General features: G+C 59.6%; 19 protein-coding genes. 4 read left to right on the top strand and 15 right to left on the bottom strand.

All coding sequences use genetic code 11. From position 1 onward, the window contains the following. The 5 genes from tssG to tssB all read right to left on the bottom strand — a co-directional run bounded on the left by tssG (window position 1) and on the right by tssB (window position 5,361). On the bottom strand, window positions 1–1,017 hold the full coding sequence (gene tssG, locus DET50_RS16890; protein WP_113863919.1) for a type VI secretion system baseplate subunit TssG: 1,017 nt from the start codon (window positions 1,015–1,017) through the stop codon (window positions 1–3). After that, window positions 981–2,753: a type VI secretion system baseplate subunit TssF gene (gene tssF, locus DET50_RS16885; RefSeq protein ID WP_113863918.1), complete on the bottom strand. Its 1,773-nt coding sequence runs from the start codon at window positions 2,751–2,753 to the stop codon at window positions 981–983. Before tssF ends, tssG begins: the two co-directional genes overlap by 37 nt. 126 nt (window positions 2,754–2,879) lie before the next feature. Further along, window positions 2,880–3,317 carry a type VI secretion system baseplate subunit TssE gene (gene tssE, locus DET50_RS16880; RefSeq protein WP_113863917.1) on the bottom strand — a complete coding sequence of 146 codons (438 nt, stop codon included), beginning with the start codon at window positions 3,315–3,317 and terminating at the stop codon, window positions 2,880–2,882. A 3-nt stretch (window positions 3,318–3,320) separates the two neighbouring features. Then, entirely contained in the window at window positions 3,321–4,802 is a 1,482-nt protein-coding gene (gene tssC / locus DET50_RS16875; RefSeq protein WP_113863916.1) for a type VI secretion system contractile sheath large subunit, read from the bottom strand. 64 nt (window positions 4,803–4,866) lie between these two features. Beyond that, a complete protein-coding gene (gene tssB / locus DET50_RS16870) occupies window positions 4,867–5,361 on the bottom strand; it encodes a type VI secretion system contractile sheath small subunit (protein WP_113863915.1) in 495 nt (164 codons plus the stop codon). A 282-nt stretch (window positions 5,362–5,643) separates the two neighbouring features. On the opposite strand from tssB, the gene DET50_RS16865 reads away from it, so the two are divergent. Together DET50_RS16865 and DET50_RS16860 are read left to right on the top strand one after the other, a co-directional pair. Further along, a complete protein-coding gene (locus tag DET50_RS16865; protein WP_091998043.1) occupies window positions 5,644–5,904 on the top strand; it encodes an acyl-CoA-binding protein in 261 nt (86 codons plus the stop codon). 136 nt (window positions 5,905–6,040) lie between these two features. Next, a complete protein-coding gene (locus tag DET50_RS16860) occupies window positions 6,041–6,352 on the top strand; it encodes a site-specific integrase (protein ID WP_113863914.1) in 312 nt (103 codons plus the stop codon). An 11-nt stretch (window positions 6,353–6,363) separates the two neighbouring features. On the opposite strand, the gene DET50_RS16855 is transcribed toward DET50_RS16860, so the two are convergent. Further along, window positions 6,364–6,834: a hypothetical protein gene (locus tag DET50_RS16855; RefSeq protein ID WP_113863913.1), complete on the bottom strand. Its 471-nt coding sequence runs from the start codon at window positions 6,832–6,834 to the stop codon at window positions 6,364–6,366. A gap of 113 nt (window positions 6,835–6,947) precedes the next feature. Then, window positions 6,948–7,463 carry a transcription elongation factor GreB gene (gene greB, locus DET50_RS16850; RefSeq protein ID WP_113863912.1) on the bottom strand — a complete coding sequence of 172 codons (516 nt, stop codon included), beginning with the start codon at window positions 7,461–7,463 and terminating at the stop codon, window positions 6,948–6,950. Between the two features lie 289 nt (window positions 7,464–7,752). Here greB and DET50_RS16845 point away from each other — a divergent pair, with 289 nt between their 5' ends. Then, the gene (locus DET50_RS16845; RefSeq protein WP_113863911.1) at window positions 7,753–8,034 is read left to right on the top strand and encodes a hypothetical protein; all 282 of its coding nucleotides are present in this window, start codon (window positions 7,753–7,755) and stop codon (window positions 8,032–8,034) included. Here DET50_RS16845 and DET50_RS16840 read toward each other — a convergent pair whose 3' ends face one another. The 8 genes from DET50_RS16840 to ftsY form a co-directional block, all read right to left on the bottom strand. Next, window positions 8,035–9,513 carry a HAMP domain-containing sensor histidine kinase gene (locus DET50_RS16840; protein WP_113863910.1) on the bottom strand — a complete coding sequence of 493 codons (1,479 nt, stop codon included), beginning with the start codon at window positions 9,511–9,513 and terminating at the stop codon, window positions 8,035–8,037. After that, window positions 9,500–10,180 (bottom strand): winged helix-turn-helix domain-containing protein, encoded by a 681-nt coding sequence (locus DET50_RS16835; RefSeq protein ID WP_091998009.1) that lies wholly within the window; start codon window positions 10,178–10,180, stop codon window positions 9,500–9,502. The genes DET50_RS16840 and DET50_RS16835 overlap by 14 nt, the downstream gene beginning before the upstream one ends. 103 nt (window positions 10,181–10,283) lie before the next feature. Beyond that, window positions 10,284–11,063: a hydroxypyruvate isomerase gene (hyi, locus tag DET50_RS16830; RefSeq protein WP_113863909.1), complete on the bottom strand. Its 780-nt coding sequence runs from the start codon at window positions 11,061–11,063 to the stop codon at window positions 10,284–10,286. A gap of 3 nt (window positions 11,064–11,066) precedes the next feature. Further along, window positions 11,067–11,978 (bottom strand): NAD(P)-dependent oxidoreductase, encoded by a 912-nt coding sequence (locus DET50_RS16825; protein WP_113863908.1) that lies wholly within the window; start codon window positions 11,976–11,978, stop codon window positions 11,067–11,069. A gap of 122 nt (window positions 11,979–12,100) precedes the next feature. Continuing rightward, window positions 12,101–12,961 (bottom strand): RNA polymerase sigma factor RpoH, encoded by an 861-nt coding sequence (gene rpoH / locus DET50_RS16820; protein ID WP_113863907.1) that lies wholly within the window; start codon window positions 12,959–12,961, stop codon window positions 12,101–12,103. A gap of 206 nt (window positions 12,962–13,167) precedes the next feature. Beyond that, window positions 13,168–14,172 carry a permease-like cell division protein FtsX gene (gene ftsX, locus DET50_RS16815; RefSeq protein ID WP_113863906.1) on the bottom strand — a complete coding sequence of 335 codons (1,005 nt, stop codon included), beginning with the start codon at window positions 14,170–14,172 and terminating at the stop codon, window positions 13,168–13,170. Then, on the bottom strand, window positions 14,162–14,863 hold the full coding sequence (gene ftsE, locus DET50_RS16810) for a cell division ATP-binding protein FtsE (RefSeq protein WP_113863905.1): 702 nt from the start codon (window positions 14,861–14,863) through the stop codon (window positions 14,162–14,164). Before ftsE ends, ftsX begins: the two co-directional genes overlap by 11 nt. A gap of 31 nt (window positions 14,864–14,894) precedes the next feature. Next, a complete protein-coding gene (gene ftsY, locus DET50_RS16805) occupies window positions 14,895–16,100 on the bottom strand; it encodes a signal recognition particle-docking protein FtsY (RefSeq protein ID WP_113863904.1) in 1,206 nt (401 codons plus the stop codon). A gap of 161 nt (window positions 16,101–16,261) precedes the next feature. Here ftsY and rsmD point away from each other — a divergent pair, with 161 nt between their 5' ends. Continuing rightward, window positions 16,262–16,894 (top strand): 16S rRNA (guanine(966)-N(2))-methyltransferase RsmD, encoded by a 633-nt coding sequence (rsmD, locus tag DET50_RS16800; RefSeq protein WP_113863903.1) that lies wholly within the window; start codon window positions 16,262–16,264, stop codon window positions 16,892–16,894. Window positions 16,895–17,098: the final 204 nt, after the last annotated feature.

Raw genomic sequence — 17,098 nt, 5'->3', positions numbered from 1 at the left:
CTAACGTCTGATCTGTATCCGTACTGCCGGCCTCTCGCGGCCCCGTTCCGGGGTTACGAAGGAGTTCCAGCCGAGCCGAACATCCTCTCCCAGCTCCATTGGGCGGATGTCTTTCGGCCGCATCTGCAGCTCCAGGTCATAGGCCAGCTGCTCCCGGGTGGTGAATTCCACCAGCTTGACCAGGCGCTGGTGATCCCGACCGTTGGGCAGGAAATCCGCGAATCGCTGCCGGGTCAGATTTCGCAACCGGAGTAGGAACTTGCCGCTGCGATCCCGGATCGCCGAGCCCACCAGGGTGTCCTCCCCGAGAGTTGCGTTGGCCCTGCCCAGCGAAGTCTGCTGATCCCGGGCGATGTCCAGTTTGCGCAGCACCCACTGCTCGATGCTGACGTCGTCCAGATCAAAACAATGGGCGACGATGCCGCTGACCACTTCCGGCGATCGGCTCCGGCCCGCCATCAGGCCGGCATAGGCCAGCATTTTGGACCAGTTCACCGGCGTCGCGTCCCGCAACCGGCTGTTGCCCAGCCCGGCCAGGGCAAAGACCAGCTCCGAAAAACCATCGCTGGCGCCGGGCTGAAAGCGAATGTAATAACGGTATTTGCGCCAGGCCCGGTGGAACAGGGTCACCAGCCGGTGATTAAAGAAATCCAGAAAATGCCGACGCACGCCGAGGTTCTGCCCTGCTTCCCAGGCCAGATCCTCCAGGTAGTAACCCGGGAGGGGAGACTGGGAACCGTGCAACCCCAGAAAACTGACTTCCATCTGATAGGGCGCATGCTCATGCTCAGGCGACAGCGCCGACACCACATCACTGCCGGGAAAGCCCAGACCCGCGGAGGCGGAAAACCGGATGCGTTCCTGACGTGGTTCGTCGTTAACCGCACGCTCCAGATCATCGCCGTGGTGCCGGTGAATCAGGTCCACCAGCTGAAAAAAACTGTATCGACGCGCGTTGCCGAGAATGGGTTCCAGCCCGGCTACATCAGCGGCTGCTGACCTTGCTGTAACGTCCATGTGTACCGTTCCTGATTCTCTGTATTCACCACTTCCAGTTGGTGAAAAGCGTTAATGCTCGCGTAAAGCGCAAAAAACTGGCTCAGCACCGTGCCGAACAGGTAGAGGTCGCCTTCACTGGCAAACCCCTGCTGGTCCAACCGCAACTCTGACCGGATACCCCGCACCGGTAGCCCCCGGATCATCCGGTCGACCGGTTTGGTGGTGATGCGCCGGATACCCGCCAGCCGCTTCTGGGATACCCGCTCAGCCTGACGGTCCACCAGCGCTCGGAAGTCATACACCCGCAGTACGGTACGCAGGGCGTCGACATCCAGCATCGACAGATAATTCAGCGACAGGTTGGAAATCAGCGTCCATAGCAAGCTGCCGTCCAGCGTCGGACGCAAAGTCGCCGTGGGTCGAGTGATGTTGCTGAAGGCCGCAAATGCCGGTGTGCTTTCGGTGGCCATACAGACTTCACCCACGGCCAGTTGTTGGGGCAACTGACGGTTGGTGCAGGTAAGCGTGAGTGACACCGCTTCCTGCCGGTTCAGGCACTCGGTTTCATCACCGCGGACAAACGAAATGTAGTGGTCAAAACCGTCACCCCGAACGCTCTCCCGGGTGCGAACCCGGTAGTACAGCGCGGTGCGGCCCCGATCACGTTCCACCTCATGCTGGAAACTCTCGAACGCCGTGTAGATGCGCGGCTCGCCCCGACCGGAACGTCCCTCAAGCCAGCCCTCGACCTGCTCGATGCTGAACACCTCATAATGCTCCGGGCACCGACTGGACGGTGAGATACGGTACTCGGTCTGGCGACCGTTCAGGTCCACCGGCTCGCCTTCGTGACTGAACAGGTTTACCGCGGGGGTGCAGTAAAGTTGCATCGACTCCCGAGTGATCCGGGCATCCGGCGGCAGAATGCGGCTGAAATGGAAACGCAGGCTGATCTCATCGGCCTGCGCCGCGGGCAATCGGGACTTCAGGCCGGTAATGTCCACAAACCGGAAGGCCTCCGGGAAACTCAGATATTCCTGGATGATGCGATAACCGGCATACGCATTCTTCGGATAGGGCAAAATCGCCTCGTCCGCCGCAAAACCGACTGGTTGCAGCAGAGACGAAGGCAGACTGAACACACTGTCGCCCACCACCAGTTCCATGCGGCTGAGGTAATGGTTCAGCCACAGATACAGAGTTTGTGCCGTGTGGTTGGTTCCCCCCAGATAGAAACGCAGGCTCTCAAGGCCGATACCATTCAGCGGCTGGTCGGTATGCAGCGCCAGATCCACGGTCACGGAGGATACTTCCCGCGAATGCTCGGCGTTCGCCTCCGCCACACTAATAGGAAACACCTCTACCGCCCGGCAGGTTCGGAACCGGCATTGGGTCTGGCGGCTGGAGTCACCTAGCGGACGGCTCTTGATCTCGGTATGACGATCAACCACCTGGCGCTCGCTGATGGCATGTAACTGCGGGTCAAAGCGCATGATGGTGCAGCTGGGCACCGGTCGCAGATAATTCGGCCAAAGCATATTGAGCAGAGAGTGGGTCAGCTCGGGAAACTCGTCCTCGACCTTCTCCCTCAGTTTGCCCGTCAGGAAGGCAAAGCCTTCCAGCAACCGTTCGACATCCGGGTCGGTGCTCTGCTCGGACAAAAACCGGGTGAGCTGCGGGTGTGCTTCGGCAAATTCCCTGCCTTGCAACCGCAGAAAGCTCAGCTCGTCCCTGTAGAATCTGTTCAACTTCATAGTTGCTGCACCAATGTCGGCCGGAGGAGGTGGGGATGCTTTTCTGGCGGGAAAAAAGATGTCTGAGCGAAGCGAGTTGTTTTTTCCCAGAAGAAAAGTGTCCCCACCTCCTCCTATCCCTGCCGTCTAAATTACGCGGTAGTACCGCTTGTCATCCAGGACCAGATCAATTGTCGTCCGATCATCGCTTCCCGCAACATTCAGATAGACCGTCACCTGGAACTTCAACTGCAACGGGTCCGGGCCCGGTGGCATGGCCACCACATCCACCCGTTTAACCCGCGGCTCAAACTTCTCGATGCACTGACGAATCGCCCCACGAATCTGGATGCTCAGATCAAGCGTGCCCAGAGTGGCATCGTTGAAATCCAGCAATCCCAGGTCCGGTACGCTGGCGCTGTTGCCAGGATGGGCATTCAACAGGCGGACCAGGTGGCGTTTAATGGACTCCACCACATGGGTCACTTCTCCCATACCCTGCCCCGGCGGGGCAGCGGCCTGTTCAAGCCGTTCAAACAGGCTGCCGGTATTGCGAACGCTGTCGGTGTCGGTGCCGCGGAACACGGATCAATCCTTGTCCAGTCGGCCAACCAGCGAGAGTTCAAAGTTGGCACCCATGTACTTGAAGTGCGGGCGCACTGCCAGGGAAACCTGATACCAGCCCGGATCGCCTTCCACATCGGAGACTTCCACTTTCGCGGCCCGTAGCGGGCGTCGGCTGCGAACCTCGGCGGGCGGATTTTCCTGGTCGGCCACGTACTGACGAATCCAGGTGTTCAGCTCCCGCTCCAGATCCTGGCGTTCTTTCCAGGAGCCGATTTGCTCACGCTGCAGTACCTTGATGTAGTGGGCCAGGCGGTTCACGATCATCATGTACGGCAACTGGGTTCCCAGCTTGTAGTTGGTCTCCGCTTCCTTGCCATCCCTGGTGTTCGGAAACTGCTTGGGCTTCTGTACCGAGTTTGCAGAGAAGAACGCGGCGTTATCGCTGCCCTTGCGCATGGTCAGGGCAATGAAACCTTCTTCTGCCAGTTCGTATTCCCGACGATCGGTGATCAGCACCTCGGTCGGAATCTTGGCTTCCAGCTGGCCGAAGGATTCGAAGGTGTGTACCGGAAGATCTTCCACCGCGCCACCACTCTGGGGGCCGATAATGTTCGGGCACCAGCGGTACTTGGCGAAGCTCTCGGTCAGCCTTGTGGCCAGCAGGTAAGCGGTGTTGCCCCACAGGTAATGCTCGTGGTCACCGGACACGTCTTCCTTGTAATTGAAGCTGCGCACCGGGTTTTCGGTGGGATCGTAAGGCACCCGTAGCAGGAAGCGCGGCGCGGTGAGACCCAGGTAACGGGCATCTTCGGATTCACGCAGAGAGCGCCATTTGGCGTATTTCGGACCTTCGAAAACCGCGCTCAGCTCCTTGATCGCGGGCAGTTCCTGGTAACCGTCGACACCGAAGAACGACGGCGCAACCGAAGACAGGAAAGGCGCGTGGGACATGGCGCCAACCGACGACACGTACTGCAGCAGTTTCATATCCGGAGTTGACGGGCTGAAGGCATAGTTGCCGACGATGGCGCCCACCGGCTCACCACCGAACTGACCATACTCGGCCGCATAGATGTGCTTGTAAAAGCCGGTCTGGGTCACATCCGGGGCAAATTCGAAGTCTTCCAGCAGTTCGGTCTTGGTGGCATGCAGGATATCCACCTTGATGTTCTCGCGGAAATCGGTGCGATCCACCATCAGTTTCAGGCCGCGCCAGGAAGACTCCAGTTCCTGCAGCTTGGGTGCGTGCAGGATCTCATCCATCTGGGCGCTGATCTTGCGATCCAGCTCGACCACCATCTGGTCCACCAGGGCCTTGTTGACCGGCTGGCCTTTTTCATCGTTTTTCAGCAGGTTGGCAATGAACGTAGCCACCCCTTTGCGGGCCACATCGTACCCTTCGTCAGCCGGCGCCATGCGGCTGTTGGCCATCACCTGGTCCAGCAAGGACCCCTCTGCTACGGATTCGGAGGCAGCAGATTGCTGCACAGCAGTATCAGACATACCACATCCCTTCAGTACGTGATTGATATTCGGAATTGTTCGCCGCGTTGCGGCGTGGAAACGATTACTCGCCGTCCGTGGCCAGTTCCAGTTCGGTCAGCAGCTTGTCCCGAGCCTGCTCGTCGTCCAGCAACTCCTGCAGCTTGGAGCGGAATGACGGCACGTTACCCAGAGGCCCCTTCAGGGCAACCAGGGCTTCACGCAATTCAATCAGCTTTCTCAGCTCGGGCACCTGGCGGGCGATGCTGTCCGGGGAGAAATCCTCAAGCCCCTGGAACGCCAGATTGACCGGCAGGTCATCAGAGCCATCCTCAAGCTTGTTGGACACAGTCGTGGAAAGGGTCAGGCCGGATTCCTTCATGACCGAACGGAAGTTGTTCGTATCGACGGAAATGGCCTTGCGGTCTTCGATGGGGGTTTCTTCAGCATGACCCTTGAAATCGCCGACAACGAACATCTTCAGCGGCAGTTCGGTTTCGGCCTGCTGGTCGCCGGTGGCGGGGACATACTTGATATTGATGCGCTCTTTAGGCGCGACGGAACCGTCTTTAGAAGACATGATGGCGTGCTCCCTGTGCAAATCATTTGCAGTTGTTCAATCCCTTGTACCTGCCCTCCTGGCAAGCAACGGCCGAAACTCTACACAGGTGCCTGCCGATACTCAAGCCAAAATTGGCCAGATATGTCCAGCAATGTGACACGGGCAAAGTTTTGCCAAACCAGTATGAATGGCGTTGGTTCCTGTACCAAAAGACAAGCCGGTCAATGACGCCCATTCGCCCACTGTCTATACTCCCAGCATCCACCTCAGGACAGAACGATCAAACCCAAGGAGAACCCCATGAGTGACCTGAAAGCCAAATTCGACGAAGCGGTCAACTACATCCAGACCGCCGAAGGCGATTTCAAACCCTCCAACGAGATGAAGCTGGAATTCTACGCCCTGTACAAGCAAGCCACCGAGGGTGATGTCTCCGGCAAGCGTCCAGGCATGATGGATTTTGTCGGCCGCGCCAAGTATGACGCCTGGGACAAGCTCAAGGGTATGTCCAAGGATGATGCGATGCAGCAGTATGTGGACAAGCTCGAGGCACTGAAATAACCCGTTGCTCAGGGACCCGGGGCGATTTGTAATCGCCCCTTACAAACCGTAAAAGGAAAATTTTGCGACGTTCAAAAGATTGTCATAAGATGCGTTCAACATAACAACAACGATCCCAAGCGGAAGAGTTTTACCCATGACAATCACCCAGGCACTGGAGCAATCCCAGCCGGACCTCGTCCGTCGTCTGACCGCTGCCATCCGGGAGCAGCAGCTCAACCAACGCGCAGAACAAACCTACCTGCACTGGATTACCCGTTTCGTACTGTTCCACGATTCCAAGGACCCCGAGGCCCTGGAAACCGAGGATCAGCAGCAGTTTCTGAGCTACCTCAGCGAAGGTATGCGGGTTTCCCGGGCACGGCTGAACCAGGCCAGGCAGGCGCTGGCATTCTTTTATGAGAAGGTCCTCGGTAAGTCCGAAATGAGCGGTGTGGCCGCCGCCTGAAGGATCTCCCCTCAGCGTTCGATCAGGTTGGTGTTGAGGGTATCGTAGGTGCGATTTTCCGGTGGCCGGATCACATAGTTATTGCTGTGGGTCTGGCCCGGTACGGACTTGGGATTACTGAACCGGATATCCACCGGAATCTCCGAGCGCCCCAGGTCTGTCCGTTGATCGCGAGGCTGCAGAGCCAGCGGGTCGAGATAGAAGTCATCGTCAGACCGGGGCTTGACCGCAACGCCCTCGGCAGGCGCCGCCAGCCCCCCTTCGACAACGGTGTTGGCCAGGGCGTCCTCCTCGATCGACCGCAGGGGGATGGTATCGATGGTGGAGCGTTCCTCGTAGATGAACGCTTCGCCGTTCTCACCGGAGCCCGCCTCGCCGGATTGACTCAGCGCAGGGCCCGATACTGCGAGCAGTACCAGTAATCCTGCCAGCAGTGCAGCCCGCCCTTGATAAACGTGATCGTCCAGCCCTCGAAAAACCATCTCCGTATCCCCGGTCGACTATCCTGTCCTGGCCACATAATGTGACAATTTTTGAACAGTCTAGCGACATATCACAAAGGTTGCCGGGTCAGTCGACGGGAATGTGACGCTTTTCACTTGTCTTGCGGGGCCGATCCGTAATGGATCGCGGTTATGAACACCGATTTGAACCCTTCCGGGGTTCGCACGCTGACTTCATCGTCCAGATGCTTGCCTATCAGGGCCCGGGCCATGGGCGAGTTGATGCTGAGATAGCCCTTGTTGAGATCGAACTCGTCGGCCCCCACCAGCCGGAAGGTCTGCTCCTTGCCATCCTCATCCTCGATGGTCACCCAGGCGCCGAAGAACACCTTGTCCCGCTGCTCCGGAAGCCGGTCCACAACGGTGACCTCTTCCAGACGCTTGCTGAGAAAGCGGACCCGCCGGTCGATCTCCCGCAGCTGCTTCTTGCCATAGATATACTCGGCGTTTTCCGAACGATCGCCGAGGGCAGCGGCCTCACGCACGGCCTGGGTCACCTGCGGGCGTTTCTCCTTCCACAGGTATTGCAGTTCCTTTCGCAGCGCTTGCTCGCCCTCTGGCGTGATATAGCGCGGCCGGGCACCGCCATTACCGGATGCCTGATTCATTTGGATGTGATTCCTGTGTTGCACTGGCCCGGGAAACGGCCATAAAAAAACCCCGTAAGAACGGGGTTAAGGCTAGCGCTGTGCTGGAGGGAGAAGCAAGCGGTTGCTACCGCTCCTTCCTGTCTACAATACCCATTCTCCACACATCACATTACCCCGCTGTGGCCAGCGAATTACCTTTTTGACAGGCTTTGACCAGGCCCAAATTAGGTTGCACAGCCTAGAGCATCGGGGTTAGCGTTCGGGTAATAGCATTTTCGATCGATTGGATACTGACGGAGATCCGACCATGGACACACAGAAGCTAATGCAGCTGGCGCTCAATGGCGTCGACACGCTGGGTTACCGGCTTGACCAGCTGGGCGTGACCAGCAAAATCAATCGCCACAACCTGGCCGCTTTCCTGTTCGCCGAACAGAAGCACTGGGAAGGCGAGTGGGACAGCATTCAGGCGAAGGTGGACCGCCGGCGCTCCCAGTTCGAGCACCTGGCGCAGGACGTCGAGAACCGGGCGGATGCCGTGATTGGTCCGTTCCGTGACCGCTTCAACCGGTTCCGCGCCAGCCAGTAATCAGTGGCCTGACGTTTCTGCCGGTGCCTTGGTTTCTGCACCGGCAGCTTCCCCCGATTCTGCCTGGGTCGCCTTGATCCGTTTCCGGGCGGCAGTGAACGCCGGCATCCGGACCGTTACGGTCAGCCCCGGTGATTCCTCTCCCGGATAGGTGTCACTCAGAACGATGCGCCCCTGGTGGATTTCTGTCACCGCGCTTACCAGGCTGAGGCCCAGGCCGTTACCGGGCAGTGACCGGCTCTTGCCGACTCGATAGAAACGCTGGAACACCTGATCCTTTTCATCGTCGGGAATACCGATGCCGCTGTCCTGAACCTCGAAGATCGCCTCATTGCCTTCGCGCCTGACCACAATACCGATTCGGCCTTTTTCCGGCGTGTACTTGATGGCGTTGTCGATCAGGTTGCTGATCATCTGGAACAGCAGGTCCCGGTCCCCCTCGATCATCACGCCCTTGGCCAGGGACTGCTCGAAATCCTGCTCCTTGTCTTCCGCCAGCGCTTCGTAGAGTTCGCAGGCGTCGGACACCAGCTCATCCAGGGAAACCACTTTCATGTCCGCAGCATTACCCCGGGTTTCCAGGCGGGCAATACGCAGCAGAGCATTGAACGTGGCCAGCAACTGGTCGGCCTCAGCGACCGCCTGGCCGACATGCTCCCTCGCTTCATCGTCATTCACCGTGATCAGGGTGTTTTCCAGCTGATTGCGAAGGCGCGTCAGTGGCGTCCGCAAGTCATGGGCAATGCTGTCAGAGACATGGCGGATACCCTCCATCAGGTAGACGATCCGGTCCAGCATCTGATTGAGGTTTTCAGCCAGCTGGTCAAAATCGTCCTCGGTGCCCCGGGTGGGTATGCGCAGAGACAGATGGCCGTTCATGATCCGCCGGGAGGTATTGTTGATCACCTCGATCCGCCGGGTGGTACTGCGGCTCATCAGGAAGCCGCCGAGCAAGGCCAGAGCGAGGGTTATGCCCATCCCCCAGTTAATGGCGGTTTCGATCACCCGCTTGAGGTTGGTAAGTTCATCCACATCCCGGCCAACCAGCAGACGCAAACCGCCCTGGACCTCAAAAATCCGGGCGCGCGCAAGCCGCTCGGGACCGGTCCAGCCGACGGATTCGTTCAGGGTGAAATTGATCCAGCCGCTCTCCGACCGGCTGCCTTCCGGCCACGATTCAATGTTGCCGGCCAGCTTGAGGAAGTCGTCGGTGGTGAGCAGGTAGATGGATTTGGCGTTGGGGTCCCGGGCAACCCGCTCCCGGATAATGGTGATCAGGCCATTCACACCACGGCCCCGGTACTGCTCAGCCAGACCGGCGATTTCCGCCTCGATGGTCTGGTCGGTCTGGGCCGTCATGAAGCCTGCTGTACGCCAATAGATGAAGGCCAGTAACAAAAATACCGAGGTGGCAAAAACCACCATGTACAGCAGGGCGAGCTGAAAAGTAGAGGTTCTGAGCTGACTAAGCAGTTTCACGCAGCATGTATCCTGCACCCCGGATGGTTTGCAGCAAGGGTGTATCGAATTCCTTGTCGATCTTGGCGCGCAGGCGGCTGATGTGAACGTCGATCACGTTGGTCTGGGGATCGAAATGATAGTCCCAGACTTTCTCGAGCAGCATGGTCCGGGTCACCACCTGCCCGGCATTACGCATCAGGTATTCCAGCAACCGGAATTCCCGCGGCTGCACGTCAATATTCTTGCCGGCACGTTTGACGGTGCGGGCGAGCAGATCCATCTCCAGGTCCGCAACCCGCAATACGGTCTCGGTCTCGGCGGCCTGGCGATGACGGCGAATCAGCGACTCGATCCGGGCCAGCAGTTCGGTAAACGAGAACGGCTTGGTCAGGTAGTCATCACCGCCTCCACGCAAACCTTCGACGCGGTCATCCACGTCGCCCAGGGCGCTGAGAATGAGCACCGGGGTCTGGTTGCCAGTGGCACGGACGGTCTTGATGATGGACAGCCCATCCATCCCCGGCAGCATCCGGTCGACGATCATGATGTCGTAATCTTCACTGGCCGCCATCATCATGCCTTCCTTACCATCGGCGGCATGATCCACAACGAAATCGGATTCTTTCAGTCCCTTTACCAGGTAATTGGCTACGTCCTTATCGTCTTCGATTACCAGTGCTTTCACCGGTTCCCCTCCTGATAGCGGATAACATTAACTGTAAGGTTACGGAGAAGTCTGAAAGCCGGCCAGTTACGATCTTGTAAGAGGGTGTCGCCTAAGGCGACGGTCAGGACTGCCCCCAGAACCACGCCAGTGACGCCTCCGTGTTACCGGAAGGCCGGTACTCCGCACCTACCCAGCCATCGTAGTCCAGCCGATCGATGGCCGCGAAAACATTCGAAAAGTTAATCTCTCCGGTGCCAGGTTCGTTTCGACCCGGATTGTCGGCGAACTGGATGTGACCAATCCACGGCAGCAGGCACTCCATGGTCCGGATCAGATCGCCCTCCATGATCTGCATATGGTAAAGATCGTACTGAAGGCGCACGTTGTCCATCTCCACCTCCTCGATCAGAGCCAGCACCTTGCCCGAGGTGTCCAGGAAGAACCCGGGCATGTCGACCCGGGAATTGATCGCCTCCAGGCACAGCGTGATCCCCTCGGTATCCAGCCGTTCAGCCGCATAGCGGACATTGGCAACCAGGGTCTTCCACGCCGCTTCCTCGTCGAGATCCGCAGGCTTGAGCCCCGCCAGGCAATTCACCTGCTGGCAACCCAGTGCCCGGGCATATTCGATGGCCCGGTCAACGCCTTCCCGGAACTCATCCACCCGGTCCGGCAGGCAGGCAATGCCCCGCTCACCGGCCTCCCAGTCCCCCGGCGGCAGATTGAACAACACCTGGGTCAGGTTGTTGACCTCCAGTTCCCGGGAAATGTCCTGAGCCGGCCAGGCGTAGGGAAACAGATACTCAACACCCTCAAAGCCGGCCTCCCGGGCTTTGGCAAAACGCTCCATGAAATCCACTTCGGTGAACAGCATCGACAGATTCGCGGCAAATCGCGGCATAACTTACTCCTTGGGGCCTCGGCCAAGAGAACCCATCAGGGTTCCGTTCAGGTGTTCCAGTTCCAGCAGCAACCCGCTGTGATCAACATCACTGTGGCCATTTGCCACCAGGGACAGATACCCATTATGCACCTGTTGGGACAACGGCAGGGTCAATCCCTCAGATCGGGCCTCATCCAGAATCATCCGCAGATCCTTGAGTTGAATCCGGGCTGGCGCGCCGGGCGCAAAATCCCGCTCAATCATCCGCTGCCCATGCAACTCCAGAATCCGGCTACCGGCAAAGCCGCCCATCAGCGCCTCCCGAACCGCCGCCGGATCGGCCCCACCCTTGGCGGCCAACAAAAGCGCCTCGGACACCGCTCCGATGGTGATCCCCACAATCGCCTGATTGGCCAGCTTCGCCAGTTGCCCGGCACCCACCGGGCCGATACGGGTGCACTTACCCATGGCCTCAAACACCGGCCGCGCCCGCCCAACATCGGCCTCCGAGCCACCGGCCATGATACTCAACCGCGCCTCGACCGCCCCCACGGTACCACCGGAAACCGGCGCATCCACATAACCGGCACCCTGCTCCCGCGCCAGCTCCGCGTGCCGACGGGCCAGAGACGGCTGAACCGAGCTCATATCGATCACCAGTGCACCGGACTTCAGCGCCTCAATGGTGCCCTGCCCGACCAGCACGTCTTCAACCACATCACCGTTCTCCAGCATGGTGATCACAACGTCCGCCTCGCGAACCGCGTCGGCCGGCGTCTCGGCAATGGTCGCCTCCCCGGCGAACGGGTCACATTTACTGGCGGTCCGGTTCCAGAGTGTCATCGGAAAACCCGCGTCCAGCAGATTCCGCGTCATGGGCGCGCCCATCAGGCCAATGCCAAGGAAGGCAATATGAGGTTGATTCGAGGTCATGATCTGTCAGCCTTTTCACCAAATGTACGGGAAGCGATACTTGAATACACCGATTATACAAACAAAAACGCCACCAACCGCGAACGGTGGTGGCGTTTTCTCAATCGCTTGGCGGAACCCGATCAGGCCGCTTCAGCCATCTTCACTTTGATCTTCTTCATGGCATTCTTCTCAAGCTGGCGAATCCGCTCCGCAGAAACCCCATACTTGTCAGCCAACTCATGCAGCGTGGACTTGCTCTCGGACAACCAGCGTTCCCGCAGAATGTCCTGACTACGCTCATCCAGGCTTTCCAGCGCCTGCATCAGGCGACCGTTGGAATCCTCGGACCAGTCCGCGTTCTCCAGCTGGGTTGCCGGATCACTGCGACGATCTTCCAGGTAGTACGCCGGCGCCTGGTAGGCATTATCGTCATCATCGTCCATCGGACCGTCAAAGGCCGTGTCCTGGGAAGCCAGCCGGCCCTCCATTTCACGGACAACCCGCGGCTCCACACCCAGGTCTGCCGCCACCGCATGAAGCTCGTCATGGCTGAGCCATGCCAGCTTCTTCTTCTGGCTGCGCAGGTTGAAGAACAGCTTGCGCTGGGCCTTGGTGGTGGCCACCTTCACGATCCGCCAGTTACGCAGAATGAACTCGTGAATCTCGGCCTTGATCCAGTGCACCGCGAAGGATACCAGGCGCACCCCGTATTCCGGGTTGAAGCGCTTTACGGCCTTCATCAGCCCGACGTTGCCTTCCTGGATCAGGTCGGCCTGGGCCAGCCCGTAGCCGGAATAGCTGCGGGCAATGTGAATCACAAAACGAAGATGAGAGAGTACAAGCTGACGGGCGGCTTCCACGTCGCCTTCATAATGGAGCCGTTCCGCCAGCTCCTTTTCCTCGTCCGCTGAGAGCACTGGGATGCGACTCGCAGCCTGAATATAAGACTCGAGATTGGCACCCGGAACCAGTCTGTCAACCAGTTGTAAACTCGTACCCATTCAGTTACCTCCGAACCTGACGACCTTCAAATATAGCAACAAAAAATTAGACCGCCAAGAACTTGATAAGTTCCCGAACTTTCCAGTAAAACGTTCTAAATCAACTACCTGGAAAATTCACTATTGCTTTCGCTGATTCTAAAACTACGCCAGCGCAAGCTATGTTTTCAATACGGTTTTCCCGCGACCCGGATCACCGTTCCGGATCATCCACCGGCAATATCGCCGGGTTCTATGTCATCCAGATGACGCTTCACCGCAACCCATGCGCCAAGCCAGCCTAGCAGCATTGCCACAATAATCAACGCCAGCACCCCATCAAGGCCAAGACCTACCAGGGCAAAGTCACTCCGGTACAGCCCGGCCAGTCGCTCGATCGGGCCGCTGAGCCACCAGAGAGACAGCTGCAGCAGAATCCAGGCGACAACACCCCCACCCAGACCATACCAGGCACCGGTATAGAGAAACGGCCGACGAACGAAAGCGTCGGTACCGCCGACCAGCTTGGCCACCAGGATTTCGTCGCGGCGGCTCTCGATCGCCAGCCTCACCGTGTTACCGATGACCAGGATCACGGCCGCTGCCAGCAGGATCGCCAGCGCCCAGACCGCCCGAGCAAGCAGGTCCGTCATAGCATTGAGCCGTTGCAGCCAGCCCAGGTCGACCTGAACCCTCTCAACTCCTTCCAGGCCCCGGACAAACGTGACCAGCGCCTCCACCCCGGTAGCCGAGCGGCTACGCTCGTCCGGCGTGATCAGCAGGGTATGCGGCAGGGGATTCTCTTCAAGGTAGTCCAGGGCATCTTCCAGGCCCGAATTGGCGCGGAATTCCGCCAGCGCCTGCTCCCGGTCCACCAGTTCAATGTCTGAAATACGGCTGTCGGTGCGGATCTCGTCGACCAGGGCCCGGGCGTCTTCAAGCGGCACCTCCAGCTGGAGATACGCGGTTACCCGGGCGCTGCTCTCCCAGCCAGCACTCACGCCTTGCAAGCTGGTCAGTAACAGCAGCAATGCCACCGGCAATGCCAGGGCGACCCCCATGACCGTCCAGGTCATCCCGGTCCCCACCGGCGTCTTCCACAAACGGCGCGCACTGTCCCTGGACACCTTGCGGTGGTGATCAAAGTAACTCCGGGCCTGCTCCTTCCAGGGGGAGCGCCCCGTTTTGGCACCCCGGGCAGTATCGACTTTCCGACGTGAGTCAGTGGCCACTGACACCTCCCGGCGCACCCTGAAGGGGCGAGCTGCCGCCGCCAATCAGGCGGCCATGATCAAGCGCGAGGGTGCGGCGGTCCATTTCATTCACCAGGCCGATGTCGTGGGTGGCGATCAGCACGGTCACGCCCACCTGACTGAACCGGGTAAAGAGGTTCATGATATCGGCGGAAAGCTCCGGATCCAGGTTACCCGTGGGCTCGTCCGCCAACAACACCGGAGGCTTGTTCACCACTGCACGGGCAATGCCAACCCGTTGCTGTTCACCGCCGGACAGCTGCATCGGATTCATCTTTTCCTTGTTGAGCAGGCCCACCTTATCCAGCGCCGCCCGCACGCGGCGGCCGATATCCCGGGGGGACGCGCCCATCACCTCAAGAGGCATGGCCACGTTGTCGAAGACGGTGCGATCAAACAACAACTGGTGGTTCTGGAACACCACACCGATATGGCGGCGGATGTAGGGAATCTGCCGGCGCGGCAGGCGGTTGAGGAGCTGGCCACCAACCACCACTTCCCCGGCACTGGGCCGCTCCATCACCATGATCAGCTTAAGCAGGGTACTCTTGCCGGCCCCGGAGTGGCCTGTCAGGAAGGCCAGCTCACCCCGGTTCAGGCTGAAATTGACCTGCGCCAGCGCCGTGTGGTCGCTGTCATAGCGTTTGGTGACCTGGCGAAACTCGATCATCGGTGACTACTGCTCCGGGTAGAACGCGGCCTTAGTCAAACAGCGCGTCGACAAAGGTCTCGGCATCAAAACTGCGCAGATCTTCGGCCTGCTCGCCCACACCAATAAAGCGGATCGGCAGCTGCAACTGACGGGCAATGGCGAATACGATACCGCCTTTTGCGGTGCCGTCCAGTTTCGTCAGGGTAATGCCGGAGACGCCCACTGCCTGCTGGAACACCTGGGCCTGGCTCAGGGCATTCTGGCCGGTGCCCGCGTCCAGCACCAGCATCACTTCGTGGGGCGCGGTCTCATCCAGCTTCTTCATGACCCGAACGACCTTGGCGAGCTCGTTCATCAGGTTGTCCTTGTTCTGGAGGCGGCCGGCGGTATCGGCAATGACCACATCCGTGCCACGGGACTGGGCCGACTGGATCGCATCGAAGATCACCGAGGCGCTGTCGGAGCCGGTCTCCTGGGCCACGACCGGGACGTTATTGCGCTCGCCCCAGACCTGCAACTGCTCGACAGCCGCCGCCCGGAAGGTATCGCCGGCGGCCAGCATGACCGACTTGCCATCGGCCTGGAATTTCTTGGTGAGCTTGCCGATGGTGGTGGTTTTGCCCACGCCGTTCACACCAACCATCAGGATTACATAGGGCTTCTTGCCCGCATCGATCTCCAAGGGTTTGGTGACGTCCTTCAGCAGACCGTGCAGTTCCTCCCGGAGTGCCTGGCGCAGGGCCTCACCGTCCTTGAGCTGGTTACGCTCGAGCTTATCGGTCAGGGAATCGATAATTTCAGAGGTCGCGGTGACGCCGACATCCGCCATCAGCAGGGTGGTCTCGATTTCCTCGAGCAAATCCTCGTCAATCTTCTTACCGACAGAGAACAGGTCCGCCAGGCCGCCGGTCAGGCTGGCGCGGGTTTTACCCAAGCCCTGCCTGATCCGCTCGAACACGCTGACCTGGGGCTCGGGTTCCGGCGCAGGCTCAGGCACTGCTTCCGGAGCGGGCGCTTCAACGGGCTTCTCTTCCGCAGGTGCTTCGGCAGGGGCTTCCGGTGCAGCCGGCGCTTCGGCTTCGGGGGCTTCTTTCGCCTCGGGCTCTTCGGCCGGGGCCGGCCCCCTGGCTACCTCAGGCTTGCGCTGGGGAACAGGCTTCGGCCGGGGTACCCGCGTGCGGTTACCGGCGATGTCCACCACAAAGAAGAGCACCAGGAGGGCCAAAAGGCCGATTGAAATCCACTCTGCCGTCATAGTTCTACCATCTGTCTGGAAATGGGCGGGCGAAAACAAAGCCGACATTCTAGCAGACTGCCAGGTGTAAGTGAGGGGCCGCCGGATTATCCAAAGGCGCACCGGTTTCCGGTACCATAACAACGCATCGATTCATCTTGCCCAGTACCCCGGAGCACGCCATGGCCCAACGCAGGACAACCCGTCGCAAACCCGGCCTAGAGGTCCGGAAACCGGACGCCCCGGGAGGTAGCGGCGAGCTGCGAATCATCGGCGGCGACTGGCGAAGCCGGAAGCTTCGCTTCCCCGATGCCGGCGGCGTGCGCCCCACCCCGGCCCGCACCCGGGAAACCCTGTTCAACTGGCTGAACTACCACATTGCCGGCGCGGACTGCCTGGACCTGTTCGCCGGCTCCGGCGCCCTCGGCCTGGAAGCCCTCTCGCGGGGAGCCGGTGCCGCGACCCTGGTAGACCACACCCAGGCCCTGGCCAAGGCCCTGCGGGATAACCTGCGCCTGCTGAAATCGAACAAGGGCGATGTCGTCTGTCAGGGTGTGGAAGCCTACCTGGCCTACCGCCAGCGCCCGCCCTTCGACATCATCTTCATGGACCCGCCCTTTCGACAGGGCTGGCTGGAAAGGCTGTTTCCGCTGCTGGAGTCGCAGCAATGGGTCAAACCCGGAGGCTGGGTGTATGTGGAGCACGAGAGCGAACTGCCAGCGCCGCCGGTGCCGGCAGGCTGGCACTTGCATCGGCAGAAGACAGCGGGGCAGGTGACCTATTGCCTGTTTCGGGTGCCAGGGGACGGGGAATGAATATGGGGTCAGATGAAAGCGTTCATCAGACCCCGGGAAGGCGGGGGTCGGAAGAAAGTTTTCTTCCGACCCCTCAGATTGCTGACGAACCCCCGTTTTTCCGGGGTTTGTTGCGTTTGGGCGCTTTAAATTTAGTTGGCGATGGAGTTAGCCCAATACTCCTGACCGGATTGCCAATACTTCAGCAAAGCCAGTTTCCGGGCC

Origin of the sequence: Marinobacter pelagius, assembly GCF_003315345.1 — a bacterium.
Taxonomy (GTDB): domain Bacteria; phylum Pseudomonadota; class Gammaproteobacteria; order Pseudomonadales; family Oleiphilaceae; genus Marinobacter; species Marinobacter pelagius_A.
The sequence above is the reverse complement of the archived record's forward strand: the minus strand, read 5'-3'. Positions and strand labels throughout refer to the sequence as shown.